Source organism: Streptomyces xanthophaeus (genome assembly GCF_030440515.1).
GTDB lineage: Bacteria > Actinomycetota > Actinomycetes > Streptomycetales > Streptomycetaceae > Streptomyces > Streptomyces kutzneri.
The window spans coordinates 7,149,782-7,167,606 of the sequence record NZ_CP076543.1 but is presented as its reverse complement, the minus strand read 5'-3'; the positions used below and the strand labels follow the sequence as shown (position 1 = coordinate 7,167,606).

Annotated in this window: 11 protein-coding genes; 4 read left to right on the top strand and 7 right to left on the bottom strand. The window is 73.9% G+C overall.

Translation table 11 applies throughout. The annotated features are described in order from the left end of the window. Positions 1-26 precede the first annotated feature (26 nt). The 4 genes from glyA to KO717_RS31920 are packed head-to-tail and all read left to right on the top strand — an operon-like array spanning position 27 to position 3,797. The gene (glyA, locus tag KO717_RS31935; protein WP_301372921.1) at positions 27-1,427 is read left to right on the top strand and encodes a serine hydroxymethyltransferase; all 1,401 of its coding nucleotides are present in this window, start codon (positions 27-29) and stop codon (positions 1,425-1,427) included. Then, complete coding sequence (locus KO717_RS31930; protein ID WP_301372920.1) at positions 1,424-2,113, top strand: DUF2461 domain-containing protein; 690 nt, start codon at positions 1,424-1,426, stop codon at positions 2,111-2,113. The genes glyA and KO717_RS31930 overlap by 4 nt, the downstream gene beginning before the upstream one ends. Then, entirely contained in the window at positions 2,110-3,189 is a 1,080-nt protein-coding gene (locus KO717_RS31925) for a threonine aldolase family protein (RefSeq protein ID WP_301372919.1), read from the top strand. Before KO717_RS31930 ends, KO717_RS31925 begins: the two co-directional genes overlap by 4 nt. A 26-nt stretch (positions 3,190-3,215) precedes the next feature. Next, positions 3,216-3,797, top strand: coding sequence for a GNAT family N-acetyltransferase (locus KO717_RS31920; protein WP_030713495.1), 582 nt, complete (start codon positions 3,216-3,218; stop codon positions 3,795-3,797). Between the two features lie 73 nt (positions 3,798-3,870). Here the strand turns inward: KO717_RS31920 and KO717_RS31915 are convergent, their stop codons facing one another. The 7 genes from KO717_RS31915 to KO717_RS31885 form a co-directional block, all read right to left on the bottom strand. Continuing rightward, positions 3,871-5,016, bottom strand: coding sequence for an acyl-CoA dehydrogenase family protein (locus tag KO717_RS31915; protein WP_301372918.1), 1,146 nt, complete (start codon positions 5,014-5,016; stop codon positions 3,871-3,873). Continuing rightward, positions 5,013-6,203: an acyl-CoA dehydrogenase family protein gene (locus tag KO717_RS31910; protein WP_301372917.1), complete on the bottom strand. Its 1,191-nt coding sequence runs from the start codon at positions 6,201-6,203 to the stop codon at positions 5,013-5,015. Before KO717_RS31910 ends, KO717_RS31915 begins: the two co-directional genes overlap by 4 nt. 10 nt (positions 6,204-6,213) lie before the next feature. Continuing rightward, positions 6,214-7,617: a condensation domain-containing protein gene (locus KO717_RS31905; RefSeq protein ID WP_301372916.1), complete on the bottom strand. Its 1,404-nt coding sequence runs from the start codon at positions 7,615-7,617 to the stop codon at positions 6,214-6,216. Further along, positions 7,617-10,973, bottom strand: a complete 3,357-nt coding sequence (locus KO717_RS31900) for a non-ribosomal peptide synthetase (RefSeq protein WP_301372915.1) — start codon at positions 10,971-10,973, stop codon at positions 7,617-7,619. The genes KO717_RS31905 and KO717_RS31900 overlap by 1 nt, the downstream gene beginning before the upstream one ends. Continuing rightward, complete coding sequence (locus tag KO717_RS31895; protein WP_301372914.1) at positions 10,966-15,048, bottom strand: non-ribosomal peptide synthetase; 4,083 nt, start codon at positions 15,046-15,048, stop codon at positions 10,966-10,968. Before KO717_RS31895 ends, KO717_RS31900 begins: the two co-directional genes overlap by 8 nt. Before the next feature lie 266 nt (positions 15,049-15,314). Beyond that, positions 15,315-16,592 carry an MFS transporter gene (locus KO717_RS31890; protein ID WP_301372913.1) on the bottom strand — a complete coding sequence of 426 codons (1,278 nt, stop codon included), beginning with the start codon at positions 16,590-16,592 and terminating at the stop codon, positions 15,315-15,317. Between the two features lie 119 nt (positions 16,593-16,711). Next, positions 16,712-17,743: a winged helix DNA-binding domain-containing protein gene (locus tag KO717_RS31885; RefSeq protein WP_301372912.1), complete on the bottom strand. Its 1,032-nt coding sequence runs from the start codon at positions 17,741-17,743 to the stop codon at positions 16,712-16,714. Between the last annotated feature and the right edge of the window lie 82 nt (positions 17,744-17,825).

Genomic DNA, 17,825 nt, shown 5'->3' with positions numbered 1-17,825 from the left:
ACGGACGATTCCGAGAGGGGACAGTCATGAGTCTCACCCTGCCCGCGCCCGTCACCGAGCCGGAGCTGCCCACGGCATCCGGCCACGGCCCCGAGCCCGATCCCGATCCCGACCTGGTCGATTTCGCCGCGCACGCCAACACCCGGCTGAGAGAGCGCGATTCCGTCCTGTACGACCTGCTGGCCCGGGAGTCGGCGCGCCAGCGCGACACCCTGATGATGGTCGCCGCGTCCAGCGTCGCCGATCCCTCCGTCCTGGCCTGCGAGGGCAGCGCGCTCGGCAACCTGACCGCCGAGGGCTTCCCCGGGAACCGCTACCACGCCGGCTGCGGGGTCGCGGACGAGATCGAGCGCCTCGCCATCGACCGGGCGTGCGCAGCGTTCGGGGCCGAGGACGCGATCGTGCAGCCGCACTCCGGTTCCTCAGCCAACCTCGCCGTGATCACGGCGCTGCTGAGCCCGGGCGACAGCCTGCTCGGGCTGGACCTGGACTGCGGGGGCCACCTCACCCACGGCTCCCCCGCCTCGGTGACCGGCCGCTACTACCGCGCCCACGGCTACCGGGTGACGCCGGAGGGGCTGCTCGACTACGACCAGATCCGCGAACTGGCCCTGGAGCACCGCCCGAAGCTGATCGTCTGCGGGGCGAGCGCGTACCCCCGCAGCATCGACTTCGCCCGTTTCCGGGAGATCGCGGACGAGGCCAACGCCTATCTGCTGGCCGACATCTCGCACATCGCGGGACTGGTCGCCGCCGGCCTCCACCAGAGCCCGGTCGACCACGCCCACGTGACCACCACCAGCACCTACAAGCAGCTGTACGGCCCGCGCGGCGGGCTGATCCTGCTCGGCCGGGAGGCCCGCAAGGCCGGACCGGAGCGCGGCACCCTGGCCGCGACCCTGCGCCGCGCCGTGTTCCCGTTCACCCAGGGCACCCCCGACCTGGCGTCGGTGGCGGCCAAGGCGCGCGCCCTGGACTTCGTGGCGAGCCCGGACTTCGCCGAGGTCGCCAAGCGGCTGGCCGACGGTGCGCAGGCGATCGCCCAGCGGCTCCTGGACCGGGGGTTCCGGCTGGTCACCGGCGGTACGGACACCCATATGGTGCTGCTCGACCTGCGGGACACCGGGGTCACCGGGGATGTCGCCGAGCAGGCCCTGGAGTCCTGCGGGATCGTCGTCAACCGCAACCGGGTCCCCGGCGACACCACACCGGTCCGGGTGACCGGCGGGCTGCGGCTCGGCACCAACACGCTGGCCGCGCGCGGGATGGACCACGCGGTGGCCGCCGAGTGCGCCGACCTGGTCGCCGACGTCCTCACGGCGCTGCGCGCGCAGGGCGGCGTACTGCCGGACGCGCTGCGCGACCGGGTGCGCACCCGGGTGTCCGAGCTGTGCGCCACCCACCCCCTGCCGGGGTATCTGCCGTGACCTTCAGCGGCTTCCCGCCCTCGGCACTGCGCCTGTACGAGGACCTCGCGGCCGACAACAGCAAGGAGGCGTGGCGGCTGCGCCACCGCGAGCGGTACGAGCGTGACGTACGTGCGCCGATGGACGAGCTGGCCGCTGAACTGGGCGCGTATTTCAAGGAGTCGACCGGATCGGGCGAGGTGCGGGTGCTCGGCCCGGTCCGGGACACCCGCATGTCGCACGACAAGTCCCCGTACAAGACCTACCAGGGCGCCTATCTGGATCTGCTGCCCTGTCTGGGCCTCTGGGTGCACCTGGACCGGCACGGGCTCTACGCCTCCGGCCGCTGGTATCCCTACGCCGGGGCCGAGGTCGCCCGGTACCGCGCCGCCGTCGAGGAGGAGGACGGCGGCGTGGAGCTGGCCGCGATCGCGGGCCGGCTGGAGGACCAGGGGTTCACCCTGGGCGGCGACCGGCTCAAGTCCCGGCCGCGGGGTGTCCCGGCGGACCACCCGCGGCTGGGGCTGCTGCGCCACCGCAAGATCGACGCGGGACGCCGCCACGGTCCGGACGCCGGGCTGCACACGGCGCGCGCCGGGGAGCTGGTGCGGGAGACCTGGCAGCTGGTGCGCCCGTTGCTGGACTGGATGGCGGCCCGCGAACTCACCCCACAGCCGCGCGAGCGAGGAGTTGACGTACCGTCATGACCATCGGGAGTACCGACACGTTCGACACGGTCGATCTGCGCAGCGACACCGTGACCCGGCCGGGTCCCGGGATGCGGGCCGCGATGGCCGCGGCCGAGGTCGGCGACGACCTGTTCGGGGAGGACCCGACCGTCCGCGCGCTGGAGGACCGGCTCGCCGGGCTCTTCGGCTTCTCCGGGGCCCTGTTCACCCCGTCCGGGGTGATGGCCAACCAGATCGCCCTCCAGCTCCTCGTCGGTCCCGGCGAGGAGCTGGTGTGCGACGCCGAGGCGCACGTCCTGGCGCACGAGGAGGCCTCCCCGGCCCGCTACGGCGGGATCCAGACGCGCACGGTGTCGGCGGAGCGGGGGGTGATCACCGCGGAGCTGCTGGCCGGGGTGGTCCGGCGGGGGAACCCGTACACGCTCGGTACCCGTGCGGTGGAGGTGGAACAGACCCACACCCGGGCCGGCGGTACGGTCCACCCGCTGGAGACGCTGCGCGCCGTACGGGAACTGACGTCCGGCGGGGGCCTGGCGGTCCACATGGACGGGGCCCGGATCTGGAACGCGATGGCCGCGACGGGCACTTCGGCGCACGAGTACGGGCGGACGGCCGACTCGCTGTCCGTGTGCCTGTCGAAGGGCCTGGGCGCGCCGGTCGGGTCGGTGCTCCTGCTGCCGGCCGAAAGGCTGCCGCGGGCCCGGAAGCTGCGGCACGGTCTGGGCGGCGGCATGCGCCAGTCGGGCATCCTGGCGGCTGCGGGACTGTACGCCCTGGACCACCACGTGGAGCGGATCGCCGAGGACCACGCCAACGCCGCGCTGCTGGCGGCGGGGGTGCGGGACGCGGGGTTCACCGTGCGCCCGCCGGAGACCAACATCGTCCTCATCGAGGTTCCCGGCGCCGACGAGGTCGTCGCACGGGCCGCGCAGGAAGGAGTACTGGTGACCGCGCCCGGCCCGGAGACGGTCCGGCTGGTCACTCATCTGGACGCAGGAGAAAAGGCGTGCCGGCGGGCCCTCGGGGTGCTGGTCGCCGTGATGACCGATGTCGTCGCCGGGGCGCGGGACACCGCGGCCGCGGGACGCTCGTAAGAAGCGGAAGAGAGCGAAGTAGCAGCATGAGTTTAGAAGTACGGCCCGCCACGGCGGATCTGTGGGACGACATCCGCCAGGTGCTCCAGCCGAAGAAGAGCGCGCACACGTGCTGGTGCATGGCGTGGCGGCTGTCCACCGGCGACTACGGGCGGCTCACGGCGGACGAGCGGGGCGAGCACCTGCGCGGCCTGATGGAGAAGGCCGATCCGCCGCCCGGGGTCCTCGGGTTCCTGGACGGCGAGGTGGCGGGCTGGTGCAACGTGGCCCCGCGCCGGCAGCTCGACCGGCTGACCTCCTCGAAGACGATCACACCGGTGGACGATCTGCCCGTGTGGTCGGTGACCTGCTTCGTCGTGCGCAAGGACTTCCGCGGCAAGGGGGTCGCCTCGGGCCTGCTGGAGGGGGCCGTCGAGCACGCGCGCGCCCACGGCGCGCCCGCCGTCGAGGGGTATCCGGTGGATCCGGAGGGCGGCCGGGTCAATCCGACCCTGGCCTATGTCGGGACGATGGACATGTTCGAGCGGGCGGGCTTCCGCCGGGTCCACCGCACCGAGGCCAAGAGCGACAAGCGGCACCGCTGGGTCATGCGGCGCGACCTGGTCTGACGGTCCTGACCGTCCTGGCCGTACGAGGAAGGGGCTCCCGCGGTGCGGGGGCCCCTTCCGTCGTGGGCGCCGGTCAGGGCGTGTGCGCCGCGATGTCCCAGAGGTGGGCGGGGCGCCCGCAGCGCATGGCCTCCCAGGCGGCGCGCCGGTAGCAGCCCGCCACCAGGCCGTCCCGGACCAGGCCCGAGGCGCCGTGCAGATGCACCGCGTCACGGGTCACGTCGAGGGTGGTCTCCGCCGTGAGGGCGATCAGTCCGGCGGCCTCCCCCGCGGTGAGCCGGTCCTCGTCGAGGTCCCGGGCCGCGTCGCCCACGGCCCAGCGCACGGCGTCGAGGCGGGCCAGCAGCCCTGCCACGCGCAGCCGGGGGCCCTGGTGTTTGACCAGGGCCTGGCCGAACTGCTGCCGGCCGCGGATCCGGGAGACGACCGCAGTCAGGGCGGCCGCCGTGATCCCGGCCAGCAGTGAGGCCTGGTGGACGGCGGCGCGCAGCCCCACGCGGGCGAGGGCCTGTTCGGCGGCGAGGCCGCTCAGCAGCACCGCCTCGGCAGGCAGCCGTACCTCGTCGAAGACGGCACTGGCGACGGCTCCCCCGCCGTGGTCGCGCAGCGGGCGGACCTGGACGCCCTCGGTGGGCAGGGGTACGAGTGCCACGCACGGGCCGTCGGGGCCGCCGGCCAGGACCAGCAGGGCGCCCGGGCCGACCCCGGCGGCGAAGGGGCCACCGGTTCCGGTGAGGACGACGGCGCCGGTGTCCGGGTCCGGCTTCCAGGTGATGCCCGGCGGTACGGTGCCCCGCGGATCGGGCAGCCGGCCCGGCACGGCGAGTGCCAGTTCCCCGGTGCGTACCTGGTCCAGGAGGCTGTCGGCGGCTTCGGGGGCCAGCGGGCCGAGGCCGGAGACCAGGTCCAGGGCGAGGAGGGTGTCGGTCAGCGGGACGGGCTGCATCGCGTTGCCCGCCTCCTCGCACACCATGGCGATGACCGCCTGGCCGAGGTCGAGCCCGTCGTGGCCGATGGGCAGGGCGAACTCCCACGCGCCGACCTGGGTCAGCGCCTCCCAGGCGCCGGCCGGGGTGTCCCCGTCGACCTCCAGGCCCTGGCGCACGGTGAGCCGGAGCTGGCGGAAGAGCGAGTCCTCGTCCTCCCGCTCCCGCCAGCGCTCGGCCGCCGCCGGGCCCTGGCCGCCCGTGCCGTTCCCGCCTACCGCCTGTGATGTCACGGCCGTACCTCCGCCCCTGAGTCGAGACGCAGCCGGGCCAGCGTCTCCAGCATCATTTCGGCGGTGCCGCCCGATATACGCATCCCCGGGGCTTCGCGCAACGCCGCGTCGAGTGGGTGTGCCACCCCGTCGACCTCGGGGTCGTCGAGGGTCATGCTGCGGTCGCCGTCGAGTTCCGCGGCCCACCAGGCCACCTCGGCGGCGAGCTCGGTGGTGTACCACTTGGCGGCGGCGGCCTCGTCCTCGTTGAGTTCGCCCCGGTCGAGGCGGGTGAGGACACGGCGGACCAGCGTGCCGGCCGCGAGCAGCCGGGCGTTGAGTTTGGCCAGGCCGATCTGGTCGTGCTGGCCGGCCTCCAGCCGGTCGGTGTGGACCTCCAGCCGTTCCACGGCGGCCCGGTACCAGCGCAGCGCCTTGACGTAGTAGTCGAGTCCGGTGCGCTCGAAGGCGAGCGTCTTGACGACGATCGCCCAGCCCTGGCCGGTCTCGCCGACCACGTCGTCGGCGGTCACGGCCACGCCGTCGAGGGTGACCTCGTGGAAGGCGTCGTCGCCCATGCCGGGGATCTGCCGGATGGTGACCCCGGGCTGATTGAGGGGGACGAGGAACAGGCTGAAGGCGTCGTCCTCGCCGCGGGCCAGGCACAGCCCGTAGTCGGCGAGCCGGGCGAAGAGCGAGTGGACCTTGGTGCCGTACAGCTTGTAGCCGCCCTTGCCGTCGGAAACGGCGCGGGTGGAGAGGATGTTGAGGTCGGAGCCGGCCTGGGGTTCGCTGAACAGCACGCAGCCGAAGGCGGTGCCGGCGGCGAAGCCGGGCAGGTGGCGGGCCTTCATCGCCGGGCTCGCGACATTGAGCAGGGTGGATCCGACGATCTGCACGGTGAGGGTGTGCAGCAGGTCGGGGACGTCGTGCATGGCCAGTTCCTCGACCAGCACGGCGGCCGCGACCTGGCTGATGCCGCGGCCGCCGTACTCCTCGGGCCACTGGGGCGCGAGGAGGCCCCGCTCACCCAGGGCCCGGTGGATGGGCCGGGGGTCGCGGGTGCGCCGGGCCTCGGCCACGGGGGCCGAGACCAGGATGTCGTGGATGTCCTCGCGCAGGGCCCGCATGGGGGTGCGGGGCACGTCGGCTCCGCTCCGTACGAGCCCGCAGTCCGCGGGCGCGCGGTAGAACTCGGTGGTGAGCACGGGCAACTCCCTAGGTGGTGAGCGGGGATGCGGGCGCGGCGACGGCCCGGTCCAGCACGTCCTCGATTCCGGTGAGCAGCCCTCGCACGTCCTCGGGCGTGGCCGCGTGGCGGTTGTACTCGGCGGTGCCGCCGATCGCGCCGTCCCGTTCCACGAGGCCGATGCAGGCGAAGGCGGCGGCCGGGTCGGGGCTGTAGAGCTCCAGGTGCCGGGCCGGGGGCCCGGGCAGCTGGCCGACCTCGATGCCCGGCAGGTCCAGGGGGACCGACGGGTAGTTGTGGAGGGCGAACAGGACGCTGTACGGCGGGGGCGTTGCGTCGCCGAACAGGACGTCCACGGGCAGGCGTTGGTGGGCGAGGGCTTCGGCCACCGCGGCCCGGGTGCGGCGCAGCAGCTCCCGGAAGGCGGGGCCGTCCGCGAGGTCGAGCCGGATCGGTACCACGGTGGTGAACTGCCCGACGGCGCCTTCGAGCGGTCCGGCGAAGCGGCCGGCCGCCGGGGTGCCGATCACCACGGAGGTACGGCCCTCCCGGCGGGCCAGTACGACGGCCAGCGCGGCGAGCAGGGTCATGAACGGGGTGGCTCCTTCGGCCGCGCCCAGCTCCAGCCCGGCGTCGACCGGCCCGCGGGCGAGCCGTACGGGCAGGTGGCCGCGTTCGAATCCGCCGGGCGCCCGGGGTGCGGGCGGGTCGGCGGCGAACACCGCGCGGCGGCGGGCGAGTTCGGCGGAGCCGTCGGGTCCGGCGAGCCACCGGTGCTGCCAGTCGGCGTAGTCGGGGAACTGGAGCTCGGGCGGGACCGGCCCGCCCGGAACCGCGCCCTCGCGGTAGCCGGCGGTCAGGTCCGCGAGGAAGACCCCGGAGGACCAGCCGTCGAAGACCGCGAGGTGGGAGGCGAGGATCAGGACGTGCTCGTCGGGGGCGAGCCGCAGCAGCCGGAACGCGCTGGTGCGGCCGCTCTCCAGGTCGAGGACGGTGGAGGCGCTCTCGGTGCTCTGCAGGGCCACGCGATCGGCGGCGGCCTGCGGGGTGAAGCCCGAGAGGTCGGCCCGGGTGAGCCGCAGCACGGGTTCCTCGTCCACGTGCAGCCTCGGTTGGCCGGTGGTGGAGACGGTGAGCCGGGTGCGCAGCGCCTCGTGGCGGCGCAGGACCCCGGTGAGGGCCTCGGTGAGCCGACGCGGGTCGAGCGGGCCGGTCAGCCGGAGCGCGTGCGAGCCGGTGGCGACGGCCGGATGCGTGCGCTCGCGGCGCCAGAGCCGGGACTGGAGGGCGGTCGGGGGGACCGGCCCCGCGCCGGAGCGCGGGGCCGGGTGGGCGGGCACGGGCCGGCGGGCGGCCAGCATCAGGCGGGCGAGTTCGCGCTTCGCCTCGGGGAGCGCGGCGAGCGCTCCGTCGAGCCCGGCCGGGTCGGCCATCAGGGACCGTCCGGGTGCTGGAGGGAGCCGAGGAGGGCGGCGGCCTCGTCGTCGCTCATGTTCTCGATCTGCTCGAAGACCGCGAGCAGCCGGTCCTGTTCGCCGGCGGCCTCGGCCTTGGCGGCGCGGACCAGTTCGGCCAGTCCCGCGACGGTCGGGCGGCCGAAGAAGTCGGCGAGGGCGATGTCGATGCCGAAGAGGGCGCGGACCCGGGAGACCACGATGGTGGCCTGCAGGGAGCTGCCGCCCAGGGCGAAGAAGTCGCCTTCCACGTCCGGGTTCTGCCATTCGAGCAGCGGGGTGAGGATGTCCCGGCAGATCTGCTCCTCGACGGCGTCGCGCGGCGCGGTGCCGCCCTCGGCCGACTGCTCGGTGGGCTGGGGCAGGGCGGCGGTGTCGACCTTGCCGTGCGGGGTGAGCGGCAGTTCGTCGAGGACGACGACGACCGGCACCATGTAGCCGGGCAGCCGGCCGGCCGCGTAGGCGCGCAGGCCCTCGGCATCGGCGACCTCGGAGGCGTACGAGCCCACCTGTTCGACGGTGACGTAGGCGGCCAGCATGCGCTCGCCGCCCGCGGCGGGCTGGGCCACGACGACGGCCTGCTGCACGGAGGGGTGCCCGGTGAGCACGGCCTCGACCTCGCCGGGCTCGATGCGGTGGCCGCGCACCTTGAGCTGACGGTCGGTGCGGCCGAGGAAGTCCAGGTTGCCGCCGGGCAGCCAGCGGACCAGGTCGCCGGTGCGGTAGAGGCGGGCCGTCTCGGGGCCGTCCGCGTAGGGGTTGTCGGCGAAGCGGTCGGCGGTGAGGTCGGGTCGGCCCAGGTAGCCGCGGGCGACGCCGGGACCGGAGACGCAGAGTTCACCGGGTACGCCGGGCGGGACGGGGCGCAGCCGCTCGTCGAGGACGAACGCCTGGTGGCCCGGCATCGGGCGGCCGATCGGCGGGTTGCGGTCGTAGCTGCCGGTGCAGTCCATGAGGGTGACGGCGACGGTCGCCTCGGTGGGGCCGTAGCCGTTGACGAACCTCCGCTCCCCCGCGGTCCATTCGGCGACCAGCCGGCCGGGGAAGGCCTCACCGCCCACCGAGACCAGACGCAGGTCGGGCAGGCCGGCCTGGTCGAGCAACGGCAGGAGGGCGGGCGGGAGTTCCGCGACGGTGACCGCGTCCTCGCGCATCCGGGTCTGGAGCAGGGCCGGGTCGCGGCGCTCGTCGTCGGTGGCGATGACGAGCGAGCCGCCCGCCAGCAGGGTGGTGAAGATCTCGAAGACGGAGACGTCGAAGGTGAGCGGGGCGAACTGCAGGAGCCGGTCCTCGGCCCGGATCTCGTAGGCCTTGGCGATGGTGCGGGAGAAGTGGGTGACCGAGCGGTGCTCGATCATGACCCCCTTGGGGGTTCCGCTGCTGCCGGAGGTGTAGAGCACGTAGGCCAGGTCGCCGGGGGTGGCGGTCGGCGCGAGGGAGGGGACCTCCCGGACGGGGGCCGCCGTTCCGGTGGTCACCAGCTCCAGCGGTACGGGCAGCTGCGCGGCTTCGTCGACGAGGGCGTGCCTGACCTTGGCGTCGGCGAGGACCGTACGGGTCCGCTCGGCCGGGGCGGCCGGGTCGACCGGGATGTAGTGGGCGCCCGCCTTGAGCACGCCGAGGACTCCGGCGACGGCGGCCGGGCCGCGGGAGACGCACACCGCGACGGGGTCGCCGTGGCGGACGCCGCGGTCGCGCAGCCGGTGGGCGATGGCCTCGGACCAGCGGTCGAGGGCGGCGTAGTCGAGCCGGGTGGAGCCGTGGCGGACGGCGACGGCGTCGGGGTGGATGGTGGCCCGCTCGCGGAACGCGCGGTCCAGGGTGGTGGTCCAGGCGGCCTCGTCGACGGGGCCGCCGCGGGAGAGCTCGCGGGCGTGCCGGGAGGCGGCCGGCTCCTCGACCAGGCTGATGTCGCCCACCTGGAGGTCGGGGTTCTCGGCGACCTGCTCCAGGACCTGGCGGAAGGCGCCGAGCAGGGCGCTGGCCGTGCCGTGCCGGTAGAGGGAGGTGTTGTACTCGAGGGAGAGTTCCAGGCCGTCGTTCTCGCCGACGAGGAAGCTCATGTCGAACTTCGCTGCTCCGTCGTGCAGTTGGTCCATGGTGAACTCGACGTCCGCGGCCTGCGCCCGGTGGGTGCCCCAGCGGCCCAGCGAGGTGAACTCGATCTGGAAGAGCGGGTGGCGCAGCGGGTCGCGCACGGGGCGGACGGCCTCGACGACCTGCTCGAAGGGCAGCTCGCTGTTGGTGAAGGAGTCCATGACGGAGGAGGCGGTGCGGGTGACCAGCTCGCGGAAGGTGAGCTGGTCGGTGACCTCGGTCCGCAGGGTGATCATCTGGACGAAGCAGCCGATGACCTGCTCCAGGTCGGGGTGCGGCCGGGAGGCGCTCGCCGTGCCGACGACGACGTCCTCGGTACGGGTCCAGTGCCGCAGCAGCGCGTTGAAGGCGGCGAGCAGGGTGGTGAAGACGGTGGTGCTGTTGGCGTCGGCGAGCTCCGTGAGGCGGTCCAGCAGCTTCTGGTCGAGGGTCAGCTTCAGACCGCGGCCGTCGCCGCGGGTTTCGGGGCCGCGCGGGTGGTCGGGCAGGACCTCGGTGGCGACGGCGCCGGCCAGGATCTGGCGCCACTTGGCCGCGAGGGCCCGGCCGTGCTCGTCGTTCTCCAGCTTGGCGCGCTGCCAGGCCGCGAAGTCGGCGTACTCGACGGCGAGCCGGGAAGCCTCGGGGCGCTTGCCCGCGGCGGCCGCCGCGTAGCTGGAGGTCAGCTCCTCGGTGAAGATCCGGGTCGAGCCGGGGTCCCAGGCGATGTGGTGGACGACCCAGAGCAGGACGTGGCGCTCCGCGGCGAGGCGTACGAGGTGGGCGCGGACGGGCGGGCCGGCGGCCAGGTCGAAGGGGGCGGCGGCGCAGCTCGCGGTGAGCTCGGCGAGTTCGCGGTCCGCGTCCTCGCTGCCCGACAGGTCGGTGCTCTGGACGCCGAGGACGAAGGAGGGGACGGGTTCCTGCCAGGGGACTCCGTCGATCTCGACGAGTTTGCTGTGCAGCACCTGGTGGCGGGCGACGACGGCGTTGAGCGCCTCGTGCAGGGCGGCCCGGTCGAGGGGTCCGCCCAGGCCTATGGCCAGGGCTATGTTGTTGCGGGCCTTGCCGGCGCCGAGCTTGTCGACGAACCACATCTGCTCCTGCTGGAAGGAGGAGCGGGACCGGGGCCCGTGGTCGGTCCGCTTGAGCTCTATGCGGCGGCCCACGCCGGCCGTCATCTGGTTGCGCATCCGTCCCAGCAGCCGGGAGCGCTGTCCCTGGGGCAGACGGCCGAGCCGTTCGGCGAGATCAGACATGGGTTCCTCCGTTGCGGTGCAGGTCGGCGAGGAGAGCGGCGAGCCGGTCGGGCAGGTGCTTGGCGAAGTAGTGGCGGCCACCGGGGATGACGGCGAGGCGTACGTCGGCCGCGTACCGGCCCCAGGCGCGGTAGCCGTTCTCGTAGCCCTCGGTGGCGTCGTCGGCGTCGCCGATGATGCAGGTGAGCGGGGTGGCCAGGGGGCGGTCGTAGCCGCCCGAGGTGCGGGCGAAGAAGCGGGCGGCCTCGGTCATGTCGTGGCGGACCATCCGCAGGACCGCGGTGAGGTCGCTGTCGTCGAGGACGCCGTCGAAACCGTCCATGGTGGTCAGGTACGCGACGAGGTCGTCGTCGCCGGAGACGCGTTCCATCTCCAGGGCGTACTCGGGGTCCTCCTCGGGGAGGGCCGCGGCGAGGTCCAGGGCGATCGGACGCTGCCCCAGCCGTTCCAGTACGCGGGTGGTCTCCAGGGCGGTGACGACTCCGGCGCAGTGGCCGTAGACGGCGTACGGTCCCCGCACGGTGCGGGCGATCTCCTCGGCGGCGAGTTCCGCGAACTCGGGGACCGGGAGCATCGGGCCGGGGCGCAGCGGGTCGTGTCCGGGCGGGGAGACGGCCAGGAGTTCGATGTGCGGCGGGAGCTGGGCCGCAAGGGGCTGGTAGGCGATGGCGTCGCCGCCGCCGTGCGGGAAGCAGACCAGGGTCAGGGTGGTGGTGCCGGCGGGGCGTTCGGGGGTGAGCCGGTGCAGCAGGCTGTGCGCCCGGATTCCGGCACTGCCGAGTTCGGCGGCCCGGGCGGCGAGTCCGGCCGGGGTCGGGTTGCTGAAGAGGTCGACGACGCGCAGGGCGGCGGCTCCGCCGCCCGGCAGGGCGGTGGCGACGGCGCGGACCGCGCGCACGGCGGCGAAGGAGTCCCCGCCGAGGGCGAAGAAGTCGTCACCGGGGGCCACTTCGGCCGCGCCGAGCACCTCGGCCCAGACGGCGGCGATCCGCAGCGCCACGGGGTCGCCGTCGACGGGTGCGGCGGCGGGCCGGTCAGGGGCGGCGGCGGGGCGCGGGTCCGGCAGGGCGCCCCGGTCGACCTTGCCGTTGGGGCTCAGCGGCAGCCGCTCCAGCAGGACCAGTTCGGCGGGGACGCAGTGCGGGGGCAGGACGGCGGCGAGGGCGGTGCGCAGGGAGGCGGTGTCCAGGTCGGCACCCTCCTCGGGCACCACGTAGCCGACGAGGCGGTCGGATCCGGCTGCGGAGCGGCGGGCGGCCACGACGGCCTCGCGGACGCCGGGGCGCTCGCGCAGCGCGCTCTCGACCTCGCCGGGCTCGATGCGGAGCCCGTTGAGCTTGATCCGGAAGTCGGTGCGGCCGAGGAGTTCTATGGTGCCGTCGGCTCCGTAGCGGGCCAGGTCGCCGGTCCGGTAGAGGCGCTCGGTGCGGCCGGGCTCCAGTTCGACCCGGACGAACTTCTCCTCGGTGAGCTCGGGCCGGTTCAGGTAGCCGCGGGCCAGTCCGACGCCGCCGAGGTGGAGTTCGCCGGGGACGCCGACGGGGACGAGGCGGTCCTTCGGGTCGAGGATGTAGGTGACCTGGTTGGCCATGGGCCGCCCGTACGGGAGCTTCGTCCACTCGGGATCGACCCGGCCGACGGGGAACTCCACCGAGTGGATGGAGGCTTCGGTCGCTCCGCCGAGCGCGACGAAGGACAGACCGGGGGCGAAGGCACGGATCCGGTCGGGCTGGGTGACGGGGATCCAGTCCCCGCCGAGGAACGCGGTGCGCAGCTCGGGCAGGCGGGGCCCTCCGGCGTGTTCGAGCTGGTCGGTGAGGAGACCGAGGAGGGCGGGGGCGGAGTTCCAGACGGTGACGCCGTGCCGCTCGACCAGGTCGGCCCAGTGCGCCGGGTCCTTGGCGGCAGCCGGGTCGGGCAGGACGAGCGTGCCGCCCGCGGCCAGGATGCCGAGGGTCTCGTAGACGCTCATGTCGAAGCTGGGCGAGGACAGGGCAAGGACCGAGTCGCCGGGGCCGATGCCGTACGAGCGGTTGAGGTCGAGGAGGTTGTTGACGACGCCCCGGTGTTCCAGGGCGATGCCCTTGGGGGTGCCGGTGGAGCCCGAGGTGAAGATGACGTAGGCCAGGTCCCGGGAGGTGACGGGGACGGCCGGGCGGGTCGCGGGCAGCTCGGCGAGCGCGGCCCGGTCGGTGTCGAGGAGCACCTGCGCGGTGCCGTCGGGGACGGGCAGCCGGCCGATCAGCTCCGCGTCGGAGACGACGATGGGCGGTGCGGAGTCCCTCAGCAGCAGGGCCAGGCGCTCGGCCGGGTAGTCCGGGTCGAGGGGGACGTAGGCCCCGCCGGCCTTGAGGACGGCGAGGATCGCGGTGACCAGTCCCGGGCCGCGGCGCAGGCACAGGGCCACGGTCCGGTCGGGGCCCGCGCCGGCTTCGACGAGCCGGTGCGCGAGCCGGTTGGCACGCTCCTCCAGCTCCCGGTAGGTGACGTTCCAGCCGCCGAGTCCGCCGAGGATCACGGCGGGCGCGTCGGGCCGCCGGTCGGCGTGCTGCTCGAACAGCTCGTGCAGGCAGGCGTCCTGGGGGAAGGGGGCGCGGGTGGCGTTCCAGTCGTCCAGGGCGGCCCGGCGCTCGGCGTCGGTGAGCAGCGGCAGGGCGGACAGCGGGGCGTCGGGGCGGTCGACGGCTCCTTCGAGGGTGGTGAGGAAGTGGCCGAGCAGCCGGTCCACGGTCGCGGCGTCGAAGAGGGCGGTGGGGTACTCGACGAGGGCGCGGACGGCGGTGCCGGTGTCATGGACGCTGATCATGAGGTCGTACTTGGTGGCGTGCGAGGAGAAGTCGATGGGCTCGGTGGTGACGCCCGCGAGGCCCGGGGCGGTGTCCGGGGTCTCGTCGAGGAGGAACATCACGGAGGTGAGCGGCGGCCGGCTGGGGTCGCGGGGCAGTCCGAGGGCGTCGACGATCAGGTCGAAGGGCAGTTCCTGGTGCGCGTACGCCTGGAGGGTGGTGTGGCGGGTGGCGCGGACCAGTTCGGCGAAGCCGGGGTCGCCGCCGGTTCTGATGCGCAGCGGCAGGGTGTTGACGAAGAAGCCGATGAGCTCTCCGAAGGCGGGGTGGTCGCGGCCGGAGACCGAGGTGCCGACGACGATGTCGTCCTGGCCGGTCCAGCGGCGCAGGGTGGCGGCGAAGCCGGCCAGCATCGTCATGTAGAGGGTGGCGCCCTCGGACTTGCCGAACTCCCGCAGCCGGGCGATGAGCCGGGGCGGGAGGTCGATGTAGCGGGAGGCGCCGGCGTGGCCGAAGACGGGCGGTCTGGGCCGGTCGGTGGGCAGGTCCACCGGGGTGGCGCCGCCCAGCTCCTCGCGCCAGAAGGAGGTGAGGCCCTCCAGCCGGTCCCCGCTGACGCGGCGGCGCTGCCAGGTGGCGAAGTCGGCGTACTGGAGGGCGAGCGGGGCCGGGGCCTCGGCGGGGGCGCCGGTGCGGGCGGCGTAGGCGCGCTCCAGTTCGGTGTAGAGGACCCGCATGGACCAGCCGTCGGTGACGATGTGGTGCAGGTTGAGGACGAGGACGTGGTCCTCGGGGCCGATCCGGCCGAGCCGGGCCCGCAGCGGGACGGCGCCGGCCAGGTCGAAGGGGGCGCCCGCGTCGGCGTCGTAGAACGGCCGGGCCGCCTCCTCGCCGGGCAGTTCGGTCAGCGGCAGGGGCAGCCGGTAGCCGTCCACCACGCGGGGTACGGCCTCGGTGGCGCCCTCCTGGTAGGTGTAGACGGTCCGCAGGACCTCGTGGCGGTCCACGATGTCCTGGAGCGCCGCGTGCAGGGCGGGGACGTCGAGCGGGCCCCGTATGCGGGTGGCGACCGGGACGTTGTAGGCGGGGCTGCCGGGCTGCAGCTGGTCGATGAACCAGAGGCGGCGCTGCGCGAAGGAGAGCACGGGCGCTTCGGCGGGGTCGCGGGGTGCCGGCTCAGGGTCCTCGCGTACGGCGGCGCGCCCGCCGCCTCGGCCGGTCAGGGCCTGGAACAGTGCCCGGCGGGACTTCGGCAGTGCGGCTATGCGTTCGGCGAGGGACTCGCTCACCTTGAGCCTCCGTGCGTCTTCGGGAGAGGGAGTACGGCAGGGCGCGCCGCAGGAACGCGGCGCGGACGTGTGGGTTCCGCGGGTGCGGGTGCGGGATGTGGACGGGGGCGCAGGCCCCCGGTACACCTGCCGGCCGCGGCTGCGGCTGCGGCAATTTCGGCCACGGCGCCGCACCCGCGTACCGTCCGGTGGCGCGGGTTCGGGGCGGAGCCCGGCGGGAGCGGATGCCGATCGGCATGGCACCCGCTCCCGATGGCCCACACCGGTCAGGCGGTGATCCGTGAGGCCTCCGCGGCCTCGCCGGCAGGCGACTCGGCGTTGTCGCCGGTGGGCATTTCCTTGATCTTGGCCACCGGGCCGGTCAGCAGGGTCAGGCCGCCGACGATGGTCACGGCGCCGGCCACCGCGAGGCCGGCGGTGAGGCCGACCCCTTCGCCGAGGGCGCCGCCCGCGAAGTAGCCCAGCGACAGGGCGCCGTAGACCGCGGAGAGGGCGGTGCCGCTGACACGGCCCATCTGCTCGTTCGGGGTGACGCCCTGCACGAGGCTGAGGACGTGGATGTCGAACATCGGGGAGACGAAGCCGATGACGGCCTGGACCACGATCAGGCCGACGAAGCCGCCGATCGCGCCGCCCGTCGGAACCAGGATGTAGCCGGCGCCGAGCACGACCGCGGTGATGACCAGGAGGCGGCCCACCGAGAGGCTCTTGGAGACCACCTCGGAGAGCACCGCGCCGACGATGACGAAGACCGACATGACGGCGAAGGCGACACCGACCTGGCCGGGGCTCAGGTCCAGGACCTTGTACGCGTAGACGATCAGCAGGGCGTCGCCCATCGCGGCACCGAGGTTGACCACGACGTTGGCGGTGAACAGGCCGCGCAGGACCGGGTTGCCGAAGAGGGTCTTCATGCCCTCCTTCATCTCCGCCTTCGCGGAGGCCTTGCGCTCCTCGGTCCGCTCGCGGGTGTCCCGGTGGCGGATGACGAGGAGGGCGATCAGCGAGACGAGGAAGGTGAAGGCGTCGGCGGTGACGGCGCGTGCGGCGCCGAGCAGCTGGATGAGGGCGCCGCCGGCGCCGGCCCCGACCGCTTCCGCGACGCTCCGGCTGATCTGCAGTTTGGTATTGCCCTCGATGAGGTTCTCGGTGCCGATGAGCTGGGGCAGCCAGGACTGGTACGAGACCTCGAAGAAGGTGGTGAGGCAGCCGGTGATCGCGGCCACGATGTAGATGTGCGCCATGCTGACGGAGTCGAGGGCGAATGCGAGCGGAATCGTGCCGAGGGCAAGGAACCGGCCCAGGTCGGCGACGATCATCACCGTGCGCCGCGAGACCCGGTCGGCCACCAGCCCGGCGATCGGGGCGAGCAGCAGGAAGGGGAGGAAGCGCAGCGCGCCCAGCACGCCGACCTCCAGGGCCCCGCCGTCCAGGACCACGACCGCGAGGGTCGGAAGGGCCAGGAGGGAGATCTTGTCGCCGAAGTTGCTGACGGTCTGCCCGAACCACAGGCGATTGAAATCGGAATGCCGACCGAGTGCCATGTCGACGCCCTTTTCTGATTGGGTACGGAATTGTCGGACGGCACTGACGCTATGGTCCGGGAGTTAGGCCCCGGTTATGAATTCCGGGACTATAGACCGCTTGTAGACATGCGATGAGTTCAGCTGGAGAACCGTGCGATGTCGGCGCTCTCACGGGCGATTCCGGCCGCCACGGCGGGGGTGCGGGGCTCGGCCCCGGGGAAGGGTTCGACCGTCACCGGCGCCCCGCGGCGGCCTCCGGACCAGGTGCCGACGGCCAGGCCGTCGACCAGCACGGTGGCGCGGATCTGCCCGCCGCCGGGCCACACCCTGCGTTCGTGTGCGGCGGGTACGGACAGGTCCCGGCTGCGGTAGCCGACGAGGTAGTTGTCGTAGGCCGGCAGGAGGCGTACGTCGGGCTCGCCCGGGGTGGGCACCGGCTCGGGCCCGGTCTCCCGTACGGCGGCCCACGCGTTCTTGCCCGTGGTGGCCTTGAGCCCCGACCAGTGGACGAAGTCCAGGGCGTCGGAGGGGCCGTACGCCACGCGGTAGCGGCGCGCGAGTTCGCGTTCGGCGGCGGCTCCGGTGAAGGGCAGGGGTCCGGTGGCGGGCAGCCAGTCGTCGAGGAGGACGAAGGTGGCCTCGCCGCCCCGCTGCGGTCCGTGGCAGATGCGGCCGTTCAGGGCGGCCCGGCGGATCAGGTGGAAGGCGGACTGCCCCTTCGGCTCCACCCCGAGGGTGGTGAGCCGGTCGGTGAGCTGGGCGCGGGTCAACGGCCCCTCACCGTCGATCGCTTCGGTGATGAGGCGTTCCGAGCGCGTGCACAGGGCCTCGTCGAGGCCCAGTTCGCGCAGCCGCCGGGCGGCGAGCGCCAGGTAGACCGGTCCGAAGAGGGCGAGCAGCCAGCGGGCGTCGGCGGCCGGCACCAGCTGGAGGGTGCCGCGCATGAACCAGCCGCGGACGGCGGTGCGTTCGGTGTCGGTGGCCCGGCGCACCGCGTCCTGGGTCAGCCCGCGGGCCCGCACCCGGAGGCCGAGCTCGGCCGCGGGCAGGTCCTGCGCCTGCACGGCGAGCACCCGGTCGAGGACGGCGGCTACCGATTCCTCCCGGACCTCGCCCCCGATCGCCTGTGCGCGCGCCCTGAGCAGCCGGTCGGTCGTACGTCGTTCCACGTGTCCAGTCTTTCAGCCGAGCGGCCGTGGCCGCATCTTCTTCCTCGCGGGGAGCACCACCACAGCCCCGAACGACGCCGAG